Annotated in this window: 15 protein-coding genes; 5 read left to right on the top strand and 10 right to left on the bottom strand. The window is 60.8% G+C overall.

Features of this window, described 5'->3' with window-relative positions; all coding sequences use genetic code 11:
* The first annotated feature begins 369 nt into the window (after positions 1-369).
* From C8D99_RS15240 to arsB, 4 genes are read left to right on the top strand one after another with little or no spacing between them, the layout of a single operon-like run.
* Positions 370-732 carry an ArsR/SmtB family transcription factor gene (locus C8D99_RS15240; RefSeq protein WP_166670142.1) on the top strand — a complete coding sequence of 121 codons (363 nt, stop codon included), beginning with the start codon at positions 370-372 and terminating at the stop codon, positions 730-732.
* The gene (locus C8D99_RS10810) at positions 729-1,184 is read left to right on the top strand and encodes an arsenate reductase ArsC (protein WP_133958160.1); all 456 of its coding nucleotides are present in this window, start codon (positions 729-731) and stop codon (positions 1,182-1,184) included. The genes C8D99_RS15240 and C8D99_RS10810 overlap by 4 nt, the downstream gene beginning before the upstream one ends.
* A 7-nt stretch (positions 1,185-1,191) precedes the next feature.
* Positions 1,192-2,457, top strand: coding sequence for an arsenite methyltransferase (arsM, locus tag C8D99_RS10805; RefSeq protein ID WP_133958159.1), 1,266 nt, complete (start codon positions 1,192-1,194; stop codon positions 2,455-2,457).
* 3 nt (positions 2,458-2,460) lie between these two features.
* Positions 2,461-3,645 carry an ACR3 family arsenite efflux transporter gene (arsB, locus tag C8D99_RS10800; RefSeq protein WP_133958158.1) on the top strand — a complete coding sequence of 395 codons (1,185 nt, stop codon included), beginning with the start codon at positions 2,461-2,463 and terminating at the stop codon, positions 3,643-3,645.
* A gap of 52 nt (positions 3,646-3,697) precedes the next feature.
* On the opposite strand, the gene C8D99_RS10795 is transcribed toward arsB, so the two are convergent.
* From C8D99_RS10795 to C8D99_RS10785, 3 genes are all read right to left on the bottom strand, one after another.
* Positions 3,698-5,170 (bottom strand): AMP-binding protein, encoded by a 1,473-nt coding sequence (locus C8D99_RS10795; RefSeq protein WP_133958157.1) that lies wholly within the window; start codon positions 5,168-5,170, stop codon positions 3,698-3,700.
* Positions 5,171-5,323: 153 nt separating this feature from the next.
* Positions 5,324-6,079, bottom strand: coding sequence for a hypothetical protein (locus C8D99_RS10790; protein ID WP_133958156.1), 756 nt, complete (start codon positions 6,077-6,079; stop codon positions 5,324-5,326).
* A gap of 15 nt (positions 6,080-6,094) precedes the next feature.
* A complete protein-coding gene (locus C8D99_RS10785; protein WP_133958155.1) occupies positions 6,095-7,267 on the bottom strand; it encodes an SPFH domain-containing protein in 1,173 nt (390 codons plus the stop codon).
* A gap of 151 nt (positions 7,268-7,418) precedes the next feature.
* On the opposite strand from C8D99_RS10785, the gene larB reads away from it, so the two are divergent.
* The gene (gene larB / locus C8D99_RS10780) at positions 7,419-8,168 is read left to right on the top strand and encodes a nickel pincer cofactor biosynthesis protein LarB (RefSeq protein ID WP_133958154.1); all 750 of its coding nucleotides are present in this window, start codon (positions 7,419-7,421) and stop codon (positions 8,166-8,168) included.
* An 870-nt stretch (positions 8,169-9,038) separates the two neighbouring features.
* Here larB and pepT read toward each other — a convergent pair.
* The 7 genes from pepT to C8D99_RS10745 form a co-directional block, all read right to left on the bottom strand.
* Positions 9,039-10,268, bottom strand: coding sequence for a peptidase T (gene pepT / locus C8D99_RS10775; protein WP_208321157.1), 1,230 nt, complete (start codon positions 10,266-10,268; stop codon positions 9,039-9,041).
* Between the two features lie 11 nt (positions 10,269-10,279).
* Positions 10,280-11,326, bottom strand: coding sequence for a M42 family metallopeptidase (locus tag C8D99_RS10770; RefSeq protein WP_243833900.1), 1,047 nt, complete (start codon positions 11,324-11,326; stop codon positions 10,280-10,282).
* Positions 11,327-11,350: 24 nt separating this feature from the next.
* Positions 11,351-12,331 carry an ABC transporter ATP-binding protein gene (locus C8D99_RS10765; RefSeq protein WP_133958153.1) on the bottom strand — a complete coding sequence of 327 codons (981 nt, stop codon included), beginning with the start codon at positions 12,329-12,331 and terminating at the stop codon, positions 11,351-11,353.
* Between the two features lie 11 nt (positions 12,332-12,342).
* Positions 12,343-13,335 carry an ABC transporter ATP-binding protein gene (locus C8D99_RS10760; protein WP_133958152.1) on the bottom strand — a complete coding sequence of 331 codons (993 nt, stop codon included), beginning with the start codon at positions 13,333-13,335 and terminating at the stop codon, positions 12,343-12,345.
* 13 nt (positions 13,336-13,348) lie between these two features.
* Positions 13,349-14,224, bottom strand: a complete 876-nt coding sequence (locus tag C8D99_RS10755) for an ABC transporter permease (RefSeq protein ID WP_133958151.1) — start codon at positions 14,222-14,224, stop codon at positions 13,349-13,351.
* Between the two features lie 30 nt (positions 14,225-14,254).
* Positions 14,255-15,181 carry a nickel ABC transporter permease gene (nikB, locus tag C8D99_RS10750; RefSeq protein ID WP_133958150.1) on the bottom strand — a complete coding sequence of 309 codons (927 nt, stop codon included), beginning with the start codon at positions 15,179-15,181 and terminating at the stop codon, positions 14,255-14,257.
* A gap of 138 nt (positions 15,182-15,319) precedes the next feature.
* On the bottom strand, positions 15,320-16,831 hold the full coding sequence (locus C8D99_RS10745; RefSeq protein ID WP_133958149.1) for an ABC transporter substrate-binding protein: 1,512 nt from the start codon (positions 16,829-16,831) through the stop codon (positions 15,320-15,322).
* Positions 16,832-17,008 lie beyond the last annotated feature (177 nt).

Genomic DNA, 17,008 nt, shown 5'->3' with positions numbered 1-17,008 from the left:
AACATCCGGAGCGAAGCGGAGGAACATTCCGCAGGAGAGCGGTCCCGGCCCTGATGCTGCAGTTTTTCAGGCGTAACACCCCCCCGTTTCTTCCGGGCATTCTCTGCTATAATACCCCCAGGGGGTGATAAACCATGAGTGATGGTGAGAAAAAAAGAAAAGGTTTCGCCTGTCCTCCGTGACTGCTCATCCTCATCGCAGCGGCGGTCGTCGCAGCCATATCCCGTCTTTTCGGGATGTTTCGGTAGAGGGGAAAAGTCCCGTTCCGGCCTGTTCGGAGCGGGATTTTTTCTCTTGACAGGAAGGCGGGAGAAGATTATATTCATTTCGTCATCTGTCGAAATGACGAATCATAGGAAGGAGAGTGTCATGGAATCGATTATTGCCCAAATGAAGGCTCTTGGAGAGAGAAACCGCCTTCGGGCCTTTCTGGCACTGACCGTCACCGGGGAACTGTGCGTCTGCCAGGTGGGGGATCTGCTCTGCCTCTCCCCCGCCACTGTTTCCAGGCACATGAGCATCCTCGGCGCCGCAGGCCTGGTGGAATGGGAAAAACGGGGGAAATGGGTTTATTACAGGCTGTCGGAAACCGTAGCCCCCGGCCTGATGGAGTGGATCCGGCAATCGGCCCGGGATAATTCCGTGTTTGCCGATGACAGTGAGAAACTCGCTTCCCTCCGGTCAAGGCAAGAAAGCTGCTGCGGTCAGCCCGAAAGGAGAGACAACGAATGAAGGACAGGACGAAGGTGCTTTTCCTCTGCACGGGAAACTCATGCCGAAGCCAGATGGCGGAAGGCTGGACCCGTCATTTCCACGGGGACATCATTGATGTCTGGTCTGCCGGAATCGAAACTCACGGTCTGAACCCTAACGCCGTGGCGGTGATGAAAGAGGCCGGGGCGGACATTTCCGGACACCGGTCAAAAAACGTCACGGAACTCCTGGACATTCCCTTCGACTTCGTGATCACCGTGTGCGGCGATGCGGACGAACGGTGCCCCTTCTTCCCCGGAGGATCCAGGGTCGTCCATCGGGGGTTCGACGACCCCCCGAAGCTGGCCCGGGGAAAGAAAACTGAGGAAGAAAAGCTGGACTGCTACCGGCGGGTCAGGGACGAGATACGGGCATTCATCAAGGATCTTCCCCGCTTTCTGGAAAACCTCGCGGACGGGGAAAGGAGGTAGCCGGGCTATGGACGACATCAGGGACTACGTGAAAGAACGGTACGCCAGGGCGATCAAAAGCACTTCCAGCTGCTGCGGTTCGGGAGGGTGCTGCGGGGCGGCGGGGCGAACCGATATTCTGAACATGACGAAAGGCAACTACGACGGCGCCACACTCGGTAAAACCCCGGAGGGCATGGCCGGGCAGTCCTTTGGCTGCGGCAACCCCCTGACCGAAGCACGGATACATCCCGGGGAGACCGTCCTCGACCTCGGAAGCGGCGCGGGACTCGACCTGTTCCTGGCTTCGGAGGCCACGGGACCCTTCGGAAAAGTCATCGGGCTGGACATGACCGACGAGATGCTCGAGACAGCGGCGAAAAACCTCAACGGGCTGGACAACGTAACCCTCGTGAAGGGGTACATAGAGGACATGCCCCTCGAGAGCGGCACCGTGGACGTGATCATCTCCAACTGCGTCATCAATCTTTCACCCGACAAGGAAAAGGTGCTGAAGGAAGCCTTCCGGGTGCTCCGCCCGGGCGGCCGGTTCTGCGTCTCCGATACTGTGTTTGTCCGCCCGGTGACGGACCGGGCCGTAAAAAATCTCGCCGCCTGGTCGGGCTGCATCTCCGGGGCGCTGCAGGAGACGGAGTACGCCGGCCTTCTGAAGGAAGCGGGCTTCGAAGAGGTGGAGATCCGCCGGACAAAGGTGTTCGACATTCCCGACGCCCTGGCGGCATTCGCCTTTCCGGACCTGGACGAAGAAGAACGGAGGGAAATCGGCGGCGCCCTGGCCAGCGCCCTGATCTTCGCGAAAAAGCCGTCTGTGGAACCTATCGAAGGCAGGGATCTTTTCATCCGGACTGCGGTCCCTGAAGATGTTCCCGCCATTGCGGCCCTCCTGGAGGAGAACGGGCTCTCACCCCTCGGCGTGGCGGCATCGCCGGAGAACTTCCTCGTCCTGGAGCAAAACGGCATTGCCGCGGTCGCGGGCATGGAGATCCAGGGGGACGCGGGGCTGCTCCGTTCCCTCGCGGTGCGGCTAAAGGACAGGAAGAAGGGCTTCGGCGAGCGGATGACCTATGCCATCATAGACCGGGGCCGGGAGCAGGGAGTCAGGACGGTGTATCTTCTTACCGAAACTGCGGAGCGGTTCTTCGGTCGTGCCGGATTCACCGCTGCCCGGAGGGAGGATATCCCCGCTCCTCTGATGCAGAGCTCCGCGCTGGACAGGGTGTGCCCCCAGGGCAGCACCGTCATGAAAAAAACGATTCCCCGGGAGGAGAACTAGAAAATGGAGGGCAAGGCCTGCATCACAAAAGAAGCAAAAGGACTCGGTTTCTTTGAAAAATATCTCACCGTCTGGGTCATATTGAGCATCCTCGCAGGGGTCGGGCTCGGCAGGGCAGCCCCGGACTTCGCGAAGACCCTCGACGGCATGGCCCTTTCCGTGGGAGGGGCGCCGGTGATCTCGATTCCCATCGCCATATGCCTCTTCTTCATGATGTACCCCATCATGGTGAAGATCGATTTCGCCGAGGTGGTGAAGGCGGGAAAGAGCACCAGGCCGGTCGGGCTGACCCTCTTCATCAACTGGGCGGTGAAGCCCTTCACCATGTACGCCATCGCCGTATTCTTCCTCGGTAAGGTCTTCCTTCACTTCATCGGTCCCGACGCCGTGGACCTGGTGCGGCTTCCCTTCGGCCTCGACCTCGAGCCGGGGGCGACGTACGGCCTCGGCACAGTGGTCCTTGAAAACGGCGTCCGGATGCTCTCCGTCCCCCTGTGGCGGAGTTACCTCGCAGGGTGCATTCTCCTGGGCATAGCCCCCTGCACCGCCATGGTGCTGGTATGGGGGTACCTCGCACGGGGAAACGACGGACACACCCTCGTGATGGTGGCCATCAATTCCCTCACCATGCTCTTTCTCTACGGCCCCCTGGGAGGGTTCCTTCTCGGCGTGGGACGCATTCCGGTACCGTGGCAGGCCCTCGCCCTCTCCATCGCGGTCTACGTGGCCCTGCCCCTGGCGGCGGGCTATATTTCCAGAAAGATGATCCTCACGGCAAAAGGAGAGACCTGGTTCCGGGAGAAGTTTCTCCACTTCCTGACGCCGGTCACCATCATGGCCCTTCTCATCACCCTCGTGCTGCTCTTCTCCTTCAAAGGGGAGGTCATCGTCGCCAATCCGCTGACGATCCTCTGGATCGCCGTCCCCCTCTTCCTCCAGACAGTGCTGATCTTCGGGCTGGGGTACTGGATGTCGAAGAAACTGGGTCTCTCCTACCAGGACGCCGCTCCTTCCGCCATGATCGGCGCCTCGAATCATTTCGAGGTGGCCATCGCCACTGCCGCCATGCTGTTCGGCCTTTCTTCAGGCGCCGCCCTTGCAACGGTGGTGGGCGTGCTCATCGAGGTGCCGGTGATGCTCATGCTCGTGAAGTTCTGCACCCGCACGGAATTCTGGTTCGGAAAATAAACATGGGCGGGGGAACAGCCCCCCGCCCATGTTTCATGTTTCCATTCCGGGCTTATTTCTGCCGCAGCAGTCTCCGGAGCACCTTCCCCGTGCTCGACAGGGGGAAGGCCTCCATGAATTCCACGCTCCTCGGAACCTTGAAATGGGCGAGGTGCTTCTTGCAGAAGTCGATAATCTCCCTCGGCGTGGCATGGGCCCCCTCGTGGAGCCGGATGAAGGCCTTGGGCACTTCGCCGTTCACAGGGTGGGGAATGCCTACGACCACGGCCTGGGAAACCGCCGGGTGGGTGTGGAGGATGGCCTCTACCTCCTGGGGGTAGACGTTGAAACCGCCGACGATGATGATATCCGTCACCCGGTCGAGAATCCGGACATACCCGTCTTCCATCCTGACGTAGTCCCCGGTGTTGAACCAGCCGTCCGTGAAACGGTCCGCCGTCATGACGGGATCCCTGAAGTAGCCGGAGGTGACGGAAGGCCCCTTCACCCAGAGCACCCCTTCGCCCGAGGAGGTCACATCCTCGTTCTTGTCGTTGAGGAGCTTCCACTCGTACCCCCTCACTATGGGTCCCACGGTGCCGAGACGACGGTCCTTGTAGTTCCGGTTCACCGCCACCACGGGCGAACACTCGGTGAGGCCGTATCCTTCGATGACCGCTGCCCCGAGGACCTCCTCGGCCTTGCCGTCAAGCTGCACGTTCAGCCGGTCTCCCCCGGTGACGGCCATCTTCAGGCCCGCTGGTTTCGGGGCGCCCTTGCTCACGGCGACGATCATGAAGTGGAGCATGGCGGGAACCGCCAGGATGACATTGGTCCCCGACGCGTGGATGGCTTTCATGGATTCTACCGGGGGGAGGAACGAGGCGAGGAGGGTCTGCCGGAGTTTTTTCACCAGGGGCATGAGGCCGCCCACGGTGTAGCCGAAGGAATGGAAGTTCGGCAGCACGTTGAGGAGGGTATCCCCTTCCTCGAGGAGCTCAAGGGCTTCGTACATCCTCATGGAGTTGTCCAGCAGGTTGCCGTGGGTGAGGGGAACGGCCTTGGGCATTCCGGTGGTTCCCGACGTGGCGAAGATCACCGCCAGGGAATCGTCCTCCAGTGAGGTTTCCTTCACGGTAAGGGGCGGCAGAGCGTCTGAAAGGGATTCCGCCACCACCACGGGCACGTCCTGCTCTTCGAGGGCCGTCTTCAGTTCGTCAAGGCCGGGCGCGACGACCACGGCGCAGGGTTCCACCAGCTGCAGGGTTCCCATGAGCGACGGAAGGCCCGATTTCGCGTTCAGCGGGGAAATCGCTCCCCCCAGTCTCCACGCAGCAAGAGAGAGGGCCAGCACGAGGGGCGAATTCGGCAGGAGCACCGCAAGCCGATAGCCGGCCCTGAATTTCCCTTCCTCGAGAACCTTCACCGACTGTTCCACCAGCCGAAGCAGGTCTCCGTTGGTCCACCACTTTCCCTCCCACCAGAGACAGGACTTCTCCGGTTCGAGGCGCAGATTGTCCAGGATTATCTTTTCAAGTCTTTCCATAGAATTCTCCCCCTTCGGTTTATTCTCCGAGTGCGGCATGAACCGCACATATCACCTGCGGGTGACATCCGTTATTGTAAAGCAAAAAGAGCCCTCCGTGCGAAAAAATGCGGACAGGGCTCCAAAAAAACGGAAAAAGGGGGAAAATATTGCCTACTTTCCGTGAAGGACTTCCTCGTTTCTGGCCTTGAGGGCAGCAAACGCCCTTTCGATAAGGTTTTCTATCTCCTGCACCGCCTTTTCCCTCTCCCCGCCGGACGGAAGGGACATAAAACGCCGGCACTTGTCCTCGAGCGCTCCCACGGCAAGGACCACCTTCTCCTCCCCGTCTTCCCCTCCCGCGCTCATGGGGTCGCTGAAACGGATGGCCTCCTTCAGGTCCTTCAGTCCGACGATGATGCCGGACGCCATCTCCCGGTACGGGCAGAGGTTCAGTTCCTCCGCCACGGAACCGATGCGGGTGGTGAGGACGAAAAGCCTGCTTCTCTTGACGGAGACTGCCGTGTCAGCCTCCTTCGTACTGAGGGAAAGGATGGTGAGCGCTCCCCCGCCTCCCGCCAGGACCAGGAACCCGAGGATGTGGGTGGCCAGGTAGGCGTTCCGGGACAGGCCGAGAAGATAGTGGGATACGGCCACATTTCCCAGGACGAAGGCGCAGTACAGCGCGAAGGTCACGGACAATCCCAGGAGGAGAGGCAGGGGAGCCGTTCCCTCCCGCCCGGCGAAGACGTGGAAGAGCATATAGAGGAAGGCGAGGACCACCGCAAAGATGATCGTCCAGAAGGAAATCCAGAAATTCCCTGTCCTGGCCTCCTCCGGCGTGAGAAGGAGCATCACCGCGGAAAGCCCCGCCAGAACCACCAGGAGAACGGCCAGCAGAATGAACCCTTTCGTGAATACCCTGTTCATGACATCACCTTCCATTTATCTATCTTCAGGGCTGTTTTTCACACCAAGCCCCGCCCCGCACTCCGGGCAGAATCTCGCTCCGGGTGAGGCCGCCTTTCCGCAGGAGGGGCATCGGGACGACAGGGCCATGCCGCATTCCGGGCAGAACTTCATCCCCCCGGAAAGGGCGGCGCCGCACCCGGGGCAGACGGTCCTGCCGGGCATCGGGGCGCCGCATCCGGAACAGAACCTGGCCCCCTCCGATACAGACGTGCCGCACTTTCCGCAGGTCCGGGAGGAAGGCGCCGCCGGGGTAAGATTCTGCCCCATCTGCTCCGCCAGCCTGCCGAAGGCGCCGCCCACGCCCACTCCGAGCCCGAGCCCGGCGTTGATGAGACTTCCTCCCCCTTCGTTGGAGGCCGCCTTCTCAAGGGCGTCGAAGGAGCGCATCTGCTGGTAGCTGTAGCCCAGCACCTCCATCTTTGCCCGCTCGGTGAGGGTCTTCTTGAGCTCCGCCACGGCGGGGTCCTCCTCCGGAACATTGATGGAGTTCACGAAGAAGTTGAGCACCTCCACGCCGTACTCCCGGAACAGGGGTGCCACCCTGTCCCTCATCTCGCCGGAGATCTCGTCGAGCCACGCGTTGACTTCCACCACGGAAATTTTCTTGTGGATCAGGTAGGTGGAAATGAGGTCATGGATCCGGGTGAGAAGCAGTCCGCGGAAATGCTTCAACAGCGTCTCCCGGTCGAGCCGGGATGCGGCCCCGACGAGCTTGACCAGGAACTTCCGGGAATCCCCGATGCGGATGCCGAACTGGCCGTAGGAACGCACGGGCAGCAGGACACCGTACTTCGGGTCCTGGAGCTGGATGGGTGAGACAGTGCCCCACTTCACGTCGAGGGAGTGAACCCTGTTGACGAACCAGACCCATGCCTTGAAGGGAGATTCTCCTCCGAAGGGAAGGTTCACCACCTTCGAGAGAAGGGGCATGTTGGCCGTGGACAGGGTATACCTGCCCGGGCCGAAGAGATCCAGGGCCTGTCCGTTTCTGTAGAGGACAGCCTCCTGGGACTCGTCCACCACGAGCTGGGTCCATGTGCCCAGTTCATCGCCCTTCCCGGGATTCTCCGGGTCCCTGTAACGCCAGGCCAGGACCTCGTGAGGATCCAGCCCGGAATCGAAACTCACAACCTGAATCATCGCCATGCTCGAGCGCACCGCCTTTCGTGCCGTGTCCCGGGGTACTTCCCCCCCTTTTTCGGGGGACAATCCCAAGGGTGCGGTAATATATGCTACCATATCTTGCCGGAGATGGAGCATCAGAGAGCCCAACAGGGACGAAAGGACGGAGCGGTCAATGGATGAACACAGTCTTCTTTCCCTCATCCGCCGGGTGAAGGACGGAGATCTCGACGAAAACGAGCTGGTTCGGCAGATACGGGCAATGCCCTTCCGGGACCTCGGGGAGGTGAAATTCGACACCCACAGGGCCCTCCGGAAAGGCTTCGGGGAGATCGTCTACTGCCCCGGAAAGAGCGATTCCCAGATCGAATCGATCGCCTCGGCCCTCGCCGGAACGGAGGACAACATCCTCTTTTCGAGGGCTACTGCCCACCAGTACGGCATCGTCCGGAGCCACCTGCAGGACGCCGTATTCCACGAAAAAGCCCGGATCATCGGGGCGAAGAGGAAGGACTATCCTGCCTGCGAGGGGCTCACGGTCATCACGGCGGGCAGCAGCGACGTTCCCGTGGCGGAGGAGGCGGCGGTCACCGCCGAATACATGGGGTGCACGGTGGAACGGCTGTACGACGTGGGGGTGGCGGGGCTGCACAGGCTCCTCGCCCATGTGGACGTTCTGCAGCGGTCCAGGGCCATCGTGGCCGTGGCGGGCATGGAGGGAGCCCTTCCCAGCGTCGTCGGGGGGCTGGTGTCCTGTCCCGTGGTGGCCGTACCCACGAGCACCGGCTACGGCGCGAACCTCGGAGGCATTGCGCCCCTGCTCACCATGCTGAACTCCTGCGCTTCGGGAGTGTCGGTGATGAACATCGACAACGGCCTCGGCGCGGGGTACTTCGCTGCCCTGGTGGTGCGGCAGTCGAAATAGAAAGCAAAACCAGGAGCTGTCATCCTGAGAAGCGAAGCGATCGCGTAGCATCCCCGGAGGGCACGAAGGATCTCGCATTTGGTTTTCAGGAGGCCAATGCCTGTCATCCCGAACGACCGAAGGGATCGCGGAGCATCCCCGGAGGGGGGGAGGGATCTCGTTTTTGATTTTCAGTGACTCAAAGCCGAGATCCTTCGGCCATGAACCCGGCCTCAGGATGACAGGCTACCCCTGTCCCGAAGGAGTGCTTTTGCCTGTCATCCCGAACGACCGAAGGGATCGCGGAGCATCCCCGGAGGGGGGGAGGGATCTCGATTTTGATTTTCAGTGACTCAAAGCCGAGATCCTTCGGCCATGAACCCGGCCTCAGGATGACAGGCTACCCCTGTCCCGAAGGAGTGCTTTTGCTTGTCATCCTGAGGAGCGCATTTGCTTGTCATCCTGAGCGGAGCGAAGGATCTGCTCTTGATTCCGGAAATCACTAAATCCGAGATCCTCCCCCTCCGGGGATGAGATCGGTCAGAGAGCAGGCCTCGGGATGACAGACTACCCCTGTCCCGAAGGAGTGCTTTTGCTTGTCATCCCGAACGACCGAAGGGATCGCGGAGCATCCCCGGAGGGGGGGAGGGATCTCGATTTTGATTTTCAGTGAGTCAAAGCCGAGATCCTTCGGCCATGAACCCGGCCTCAGGATGACAGGCTACCCCTGTCCCGAATGAGCGCATTTGCTTGTCATCCTGAGCGGAGCGAAGGATCTGCTCTTGATTCCGGAAATCACTAAATCCGAGATCCTCCCCCTCCGGGGATGCTGCGCGATCGGCCAAAAAACCGGCCTCGGGATGACAAAATTACCCGGAACTCCAACCCCTCCTATTTCCCCGCGTAGAGCTCCACGATCTTCAGTATCAGCTTCACCGCCTTCTCCATGGAGGAGACGGCGATGAATTCGTGCTTTCCGTGGGCGTTGTGCCCGCCGGAGAAAAGGTTCGGGGCCGGAAGCCCCCGGTAGCTGAGCTGGGAGCCGTCGGTGCCCCCCCTGACCGGGATGACCTTCGGCTCGATGTCCAACTGCCTCATGGCATCCATAGCGGTGTCCACGATATGCATCACCGGCTTGACCTTCTCCAGCATGTTGTAGTACTGGTCGGCCATATCCAGATCCGCCGTGCCCTGGCCGTACCGGCCGTTCAAAGCCGTCACGGCGTCCTCCATGGCCTTTTTTCTCTGCTGGAACTTCTCCGGCGAGTGGTCCCGGATAATGTAGTCCATGGTGGTGGTCTCCACGTTCCCCGAAAAGCCCAGGAGGTGGAAGAACCCCTCGTACGCCTCGGTTGTCGCCGGAGTCTCGTCCGCGGGGAACATGGAGGCCAGCTCCATGCCCAGGAGGATGGAGTTCACCATCTTGTTCTTGGACTTGCCCGGGTGGACGCTCCGTCCGTGGACCGTCACCTTCGCCCTGGCGGCGTTGAAGGTCTCGTAGCTGATCTCCCCCGCTTCCCCGCCGTCCACGGTGTAGGCGAAATCGGCGCCGAATTTCTCCAGATCCAGAAGGCTCGCCCCGTGGCCGATCTCCTCGTCCGGGGAGAAGACCACCTTCACGCAGCCGTGGACGAACTCCGGATGGTTCGTCATGTATTCCAGGGCCGCCATGATCTCGGCGATTCCCGCCTTGTCGTCGGCGCCGAGGAGGGTGGTGCCGTCGGTGACCACCAGGGTCTCGCCCCTGTACTTCAGCAGGTCGGGGAAGGTGGAAGGAGAGAGCACCACCCGCTCCTTTTCGTTGAGGACGATGTCGCCTCCGTCGTAGTTTTCCACCAGCCGGGGACGGACCGTGTCGTCCGTGACCTCCAGGGCCGTGTCCAGGTGGGCGTTGAAGGCGATGACGGGGATCTTTTTGTCCGTGTTGGCGGGGAGGGTGGCCGTGACGTAGGCGTGCCCGTCCACGGTCACGTCAGAAAGGCCCAGGGCCCGCAGTTCCTTTCCAAGCTCTACGGCAAGGGTCATCTGCCCCGGGGTGCTGGGAACCGAATCTTTGCCGTGGGCGGCCTGGGTGGGGATCTGAATGTACTTCAAAAAACGGTCGAGAACTGATGGCATCATGTGTTCACTCCTTATTTCCTGTCGGTGACGAGATAGGCGGCGAGAAGTTCACCGGAGGCCTCCACCGCCCTGATGGTGGTGCGTTCGTAGGAATGGGACGCGTCCACGCCGGGCCCGAAGCAGGCGAAATTGGCGTCGAAGCCCGCCACGGCCGCGAGGCTGGCGTCGGAGCCATACCGGAAGTGAGTGTCCACCCTGAAGGGGATGTTGTTCTCCGCGGCGAGGTCGGACAGGAACTTCCTGAAGGCGAAGTCGTAGGGGGTCCGGCTGTCCCGGGCCACGATGGTCACGGCGTCCTCCCTGGAATTTGCCGGAGGGGCCACGATCCCCACGTCAAGGGCGAGGTGCTCCGTCGTATTCTCCGGCAGACAGGAGATACCGTGACCGTGCTCCTCGTAGTTGGTCAGGTAGAACACGGTCGTATGGGCCGGAGGAATTCCGGAATCCTTCACGGCCTTTATCGCCCCGAACAGGAAGGCGACGCAGGCCTTGTCGTCGAGGAAGCGTGACTTCACGAAACCCGATTCCGAAACTTCGTACCGGGGGTCGAAGAAGACAAAATCTCCCACCTCGATCCCGAGGGCCCGGACGTCCTCCGGGGAGGAAACGGGCTCGTCCAGGCGGACCTCCATGTTCTCGTCGGTCCGCAGGGTCTCCCGGACCGTATCGGAAAAGGCGTGGATGGAGGCCTTCTCCGGAAGAAGGCTTCCCCGGACATCCCGGCCCGAGGCGGTCCGGACGACAAGATTCTCGGTCTCGAAGGAGGTCCAGGCGAAGCCCCCGATCTGGAGGAGGCGAAGCCGTCCGTTGGGCTTGATCTCCCGGACCACCGCCCCGAGGGTATCAACGTGGGCGGAGACGAGACGGACTTCCTCGTCGTTCCGCCCCTTCATGGTCGCGAGAAGGGCCCCCTTGCGGGTTCTCTTGACCGGAAGGCCGAAGGAGAGAAACTCCCTTTCGGTCCTGTCCAGAATTTTCCGGCAGTCCCCGGCCACCGATGGGATGTCCATCAGTTCCCTGAGCAGCCGGAGCACGTACTCCATATCGATCTTCATCATTTTCTCCCGTTCTGTTCCCTTGTCTTATTTTCCCGAGGCCGGCACGAGGGTTCTCGCGAAATGGCAGGCCACGAACCGGCCGGGCTCGAGTTCCCTCAGCTCCGGGGTCTTCTCTTTGCAGACGTCCTGCCTGTAGGGGCACCGTCCCTGGAACCGGCATCCCTCGGGAGGCTCGATGGGGCTGGGAACGTCCCCTTCCAGGATGATGCGGTCCCGCTTTTTTCCGAACTTCGGCAGGGGAATCGCCGACAGAAGGGCCTGGGTGTAGGGATGCAGGGGCTCCACGAACAGGCTCTTGTAGTCCGAAAGTTCCACGATCTTTCCCAGGTACATGACCGCGATGCGGTCCGACACGTGCTTCACCACGCTCAGGTTGTGGGAGATGAAGACGTAGGTGTAGCCGAACTGCTTCTGGAGACTGTTCAGAAGGTTCAGGATCTGGGCCTGGATGCACACGTCCAGGGCGGATACCGGCTCGTCCAGGACGATGAATTCCGGCGACAGGGCGAGGGACCTGGCGATGCCGATCCTCTGGCGCCTTCCGCCGTCAAGTTCGTGGGGGTATGCGTTCATGAGCCGCCTGGCGAGGCCCACGGTATCCATCAGCTCGGCGATCTTCCTGTTCCGCTCGGCTGCCGAGGAGTACACCCTGTTCACGAGCAGGGGTTCCGCGATGAGCTCGGACACCGACAGCCGCGGGTTCAGGCTGGAATAGGGGTCCTGGAAAACAATCTGGACCTTCCTCCGCATATCCTTCATCTTTCCCGCTGAATACCTGAGGATATCCTCACCCCAGAACTTTGCCTCCCCGCCGGTCGCTTCCAGCAGGCGGATCATCACCCGTCCGAGGGTGGACTTCCCGCATCCCGACTCGCCCACGAGGCCGAGGGTCTCCCCCTTGCGGATGGTGAAGGAAACGTCGTCAACGGCGTGGAGCATTCCCCGCTTGGTCTTGAAGTATTTTTTCAGGTTGGTGACTTCAACCATCGGATGTGTCTGTTCCATTCTGCTCCCCCCTATTTCCCGAGGTGAAGGTAGGGCTTTCCCCGCACGGGGCACGCCACGAAATGTCCGGGCTCGATCTCCACCATGGGAGGGACGTCCTTCGAACAGGCTTCCACCGCGTAGGGGCAGCGGGGGTGGAACGTGCATCCCGACGGAAGATTCGTGGGATCCGGCATCAGGCCCTGGATGACCTTCAGCTCCTCTTCGTCGGAATCAAGGTCGGGAATGGAATTGAACAGCCCCTCGGTGTAGGGATGGCCGGGGTGATTGAACAGTGCCTCCGTGGGGGCGTATTCCACCACCTTTCCGGCATACATGATGGCCACCTTGTCGCACATTTCGGCGACGATGCCCAGGTCATGGGTGATCATGATGAGGGACGTGTTGATCTTCCTCCGGAGTTCGTGCATCAGCTCCAGCACCTGGGCCTGGATGGTGACGTCGAGGGCCGTGGTGGGTTCGTCGGCGATGAGCAGGGTCGGGTTGCACGCAAGGGCGATGGCGATGACCACCCGCTGCTTCATGCCTCCGCTGAACTGGTGGGGGTAGTCCCTCGCCCGCTCCCTCTTGATGCCCACGAGCTCGAGCATCTCCTCGGCCCGCTCAAGGGCCTGCTGCTCCGTCACGTCGTTGTGGAGGAGCACCATCTCCGCGATCTGCTTGTCCACGGTGATGACGGGATTCAGGGAGGTCATGGGGTCCTGGAAGATCATGGCGATCTTGCCTCCCCGGATGGAGCGCATCTGTTCCTCCGGCTTCTTCAGCAGGTCTTCTCCTTCAAAGAGGATCTTCCCGCTGACGACCTTCCCCGGAGGGTTCGGCACGAGCCCCATGATCCCAAGGGCCGTGGTGGTTTTGCCCGCTCCGGTCTCCCCGACGAAGCCGAGGTTCTCTCCGGGAGCGAGGGAAAGATTGAGGTGCTCCACCGCGTGGACGGTGCCGCTTTCCACTACGTAGTGGATCGAGAGGTCCTGTATGTCGAGCAGCAATTTTTTGTCTTCCATTGTGTGTGGTCTCCTATCGCTTCAGCTTGGGGTCGAGGGCGTCGCGGAGGCCGTCCCCAAGGAAATTGAGCGCGAGAATGGTGATCATGATGGCCAGGCCGGGAAACACGGTCATGTAGGCGTAATCCCGGATGTACTCCCGCCCGCCGGACAGCATGGCGCCCCATTCCGGGATGGGAGGCTGGATGCCGAGGCCGATGAAGGACAGGCCGGCGGCGGTCAGGATCGCGATGGCCACCCCGAGGGTCGCCTGGACGATGATGGGAGCCAGGCAGTTGGGGATGATGTGCTTCAGGATGATCCGAAGGTCCGATGATCCCACAGCCTTCGCGGCTTCGACGAACTCCTGGTTCCGGATGGACAGCACCGATCCCCGGACGATTCGGGCATAGTTCGGCGTGGAGGATATGCCCACGGCGATCATGAGGTTGAAGAGACCGGGACCGAGGGAAGCGGCGATGGCGATGGCGAGAAGGATGGAGGGAATGGAAAGAAGGACGTCCATGGCCCTCATGATCAGGTTGTCGGCCTTCCCGCCGTAATACCCGGCAATGGCGCCGAGGAAGCCGCCGGCAAAAACAGCGATTCCCACCGCGATGAAGCCCACCTGGAGGGAAATCCGGGATCCGTAGATGATGCGGCTGAAGATATCCCGGCCGAACTCGTCGGTGCCGAAGAGATGGGCTTTTGAAGGTTCCTCGAAGGCCGCCATGAGATCCTGGTCGGCGTATCCGAAGGGTGCGATATAGTCGGCGAAGACGGCTGTAAAGACAAGAACGACAACTATGGCAAGGCCGATCATGGCCAGGGGCGCGCGGCTGAGGCGCTTGAAAATCTCTCTCAGGCCGTGCTGGCTTTGCCCGATGTTCTTTTCTGTTTGTTCATTCATGGCTGTTCCTCCTGACGGTATGGGGCACTCTCATTTGTACTGCGCCTTGATCCGGGGATCGACCCAGGCATAGACAAGGTCCACCAGCAGATTAACCAGGCTGAAGGCTATGGCTATGTACAGAACGCCGCCCTGGACCAGGGGGTAGTCCCGCATCTTGATGGCCTCCACCATAAGCCGTCCCACCCCGGGAATGGAGAAAATGGACTCCGTAAGCACGGCGCCGCCGAGAAGATGGCCGAACTGAAGTCCCACCACCGTAACCACTGGGATGAGGGCGTTCCCCAGGGCATGCCTCCAGATGACCACCGATTCCTTCTGCCCCTTGGCCCGGGCCGTCCGGATGTAGTCCTGCCGCACGACTTCAAGCATGCTCGAACGGGTCATCCGCGTCACGATCGCCACCGACTGGGCGGCGAGGGTAATCGAGGGAAGAATCATGGCTGCGAGAGAGTCGAACCCCGATGAAGGAAGCCAGCGAAGCTGGACCGAAAAAAACAGGATCAGCAGGATTCCGAGCCAGAACACCGGCATGGAAAGCCCCACCATCGCAAAAATCATGGTCACTGAATCAAACAGGGAATATTGGCGGATCGCCGAAATAATGCCGAAGGGAATGCCGAGAAGAATCGCGATCACCATGGACAAGGCCGCGAGCTTGATGGTGGACGGAAAGGCGGAGAGAATTTCATCGGATACCGGGCGCCGTGTCATGTACGAACGGCCGATATCACCCTGGAGCGCCTTGTAGACATACCGACCGTACTGGACCAGGAAAGGATCGTTCAGCCCTTCCTTGTTGCGGAATTCCTGGACGGCCTCCTCCGTTGCCTGGTCTCCGAGGACCATCCGGGCGGGATCGCCGGGAGTGATATAGAGGAGGGAGAAAACGATGAACGAGACCCCCACGAGCACAGGGAGAAGAAAGAGGATCCTTCTGGCTATATATTTGAACATACGCTGTTCATCCTTCCGTTGGAAAATAAAGCAGGAGCATAGAATTCTCCATGCTCCTGCAACATGACCGCTTTCAGTACTTCAGCCGGACGTGCAGCCAGGGAGCCCCGGCAGAAGCGGTTCTCCGACGGTCTCCTCCTATTCGAAGGTTACGTTCGTCAGCAGGTGGTATCCCCTGGGGCTGGGAACGAATCCCTTCACGTTCTTCTGGGAACCGTGGAAGGTCTCCTCGTTGTACATGTACACCCACGGGGCAAGTTCGTGAATCCGCTCCTGGACCTTCTTGTACACCGCTGCGCGCTCTTCGCCGTCAGGAAGGCTCTTGCCCTTCTCGAGGAGCGCGTCCACTTCCGCATCGGCGAAGAAGGAGTAGTTGGAGCCGCCGGTGGATCTCAGCACGCCGGAAATGGCGAACTCCGCGTCGGGAACGGAAGCGACCCAGCCGAGGATGTACATGTCGTGGGTCTTCTTCTGGAGACCGTCAAGATAGGCACCCCACTCGAGGACCTTGTGCTCGAGCTCGATTCCCACTTCCTTGAGCTGGGCCTGGATGATCGTCGCGAGGTCGCGGCGGGGCTTGTAGTCGTTGGTCCAGATCTCGGCCTTCAGGGGAAGCTGCACGCCGGCCTCGGCAAGAAGTTTCTTGGCGGCCTCGACGTCACGCTTCACGTAGGGAATGTCCTTGTGGGAGTACTTCACGCTCGGGGCCACGGGGGCGTTGGGAGCCCTGCCGGTGCCGCGGAAGACGGCCTTCTGCATTCCCACGTTGTCGAGGGCGAGGCGGACGGCCTGGCGGACCTTCGGGTTGTCCCAGGGAGCCTTGGCGCAGTTGAATCCCATGTAGGTCGTCGAGTTCTCCAGGTGACGGTACAGGGTCAGCTTTTCGTTCTCCTCGACGCGACGGACATCGGTCACGGGCACGCGGTAGGCGATATCCACGGCGCCGCTCTCGAGCTCGATGGTCCGGTTGATGCTCTCGGCCACGGCCCGCATCACGAGCTCCTTGTAGGCAGGCTTCTTGCCCCAGTAGTCATCATTTCTCTCGAGGACGATCCGGTCGCCCTTGTTCCAGCTCTTGAACTTGAAGGGGCCCGTGCCCACGGGATTCATGCCGTAGGACTCACCGCCGGCCTCGACGGCCTTCTGGTTCACGATGCTTCCCCAGGTGTGGCTCAGGGACATGAGGAAGGGGGTGAAAGGAGCCTTCAGCCTGAAGATGACGGTGTAGTCATCCACGATCTCCACCTTGTCGACAACTTCGGAATACTGGCGGATGGCGCTTCCGACGGGAGTCTGGGCGCGTTCGACGGTGTACTTGACGTCTTTCGCCGAGAACGGCTCGCCGTTGTGGAATTTCACGCCCTTGCGGAGAGTGAACTTGTAGGTCACGTCGTCAATCTGCTCCCATTTCTCGGCGAGCATGGGGACGAGGTTGTTCTCCTGGTCGAGGGCAAGAAGGGTGTCGTAGATGTGAAGGCACATTCCGGAGGTGGCCACCTCATTCTGGACGATGGGGTCCAGGGTGCGGGCGTCGTAAATGTTGGCCACGACAAGAGTATCCTTCGCCAGGGCGGGAACGGCAAAAAGGCACAGAAGAACTGCTGCGGATACTGCCAGAAGCGTTGCCTTGGTGCGGGAGTTTCCTTTCATTCTGTCATCTCCTTCGATATATTTACGCAGAGAGGCCGGGAAAAAGTTGCCTTTTGCATTGATCTTGACAGGCTTTCCCTGGTGCATCCCCTTCTGCATACGGAAGGATTATAGGCCACGGGAAGCCTCGCTGTCAAGAAGGATACTGCATACACAATCACCGAACCCCGCCCCCTC

This window comes from Aminivibrio pyruvatiphilus, from assembly GCF_004366815.1.
Taxonomy (GTDB): Bacteria; Synergistota; Synergistia; order Synergistales; family Aminobacteriaceae; genus Aminivibrio; species Aminivibrio pyruvatiphilus.
The sequence above is the reverse complement of the archived record's forward strand: the minus strand, read 5'-3'. Positions and strand labels throughout refer to the sequence as shown.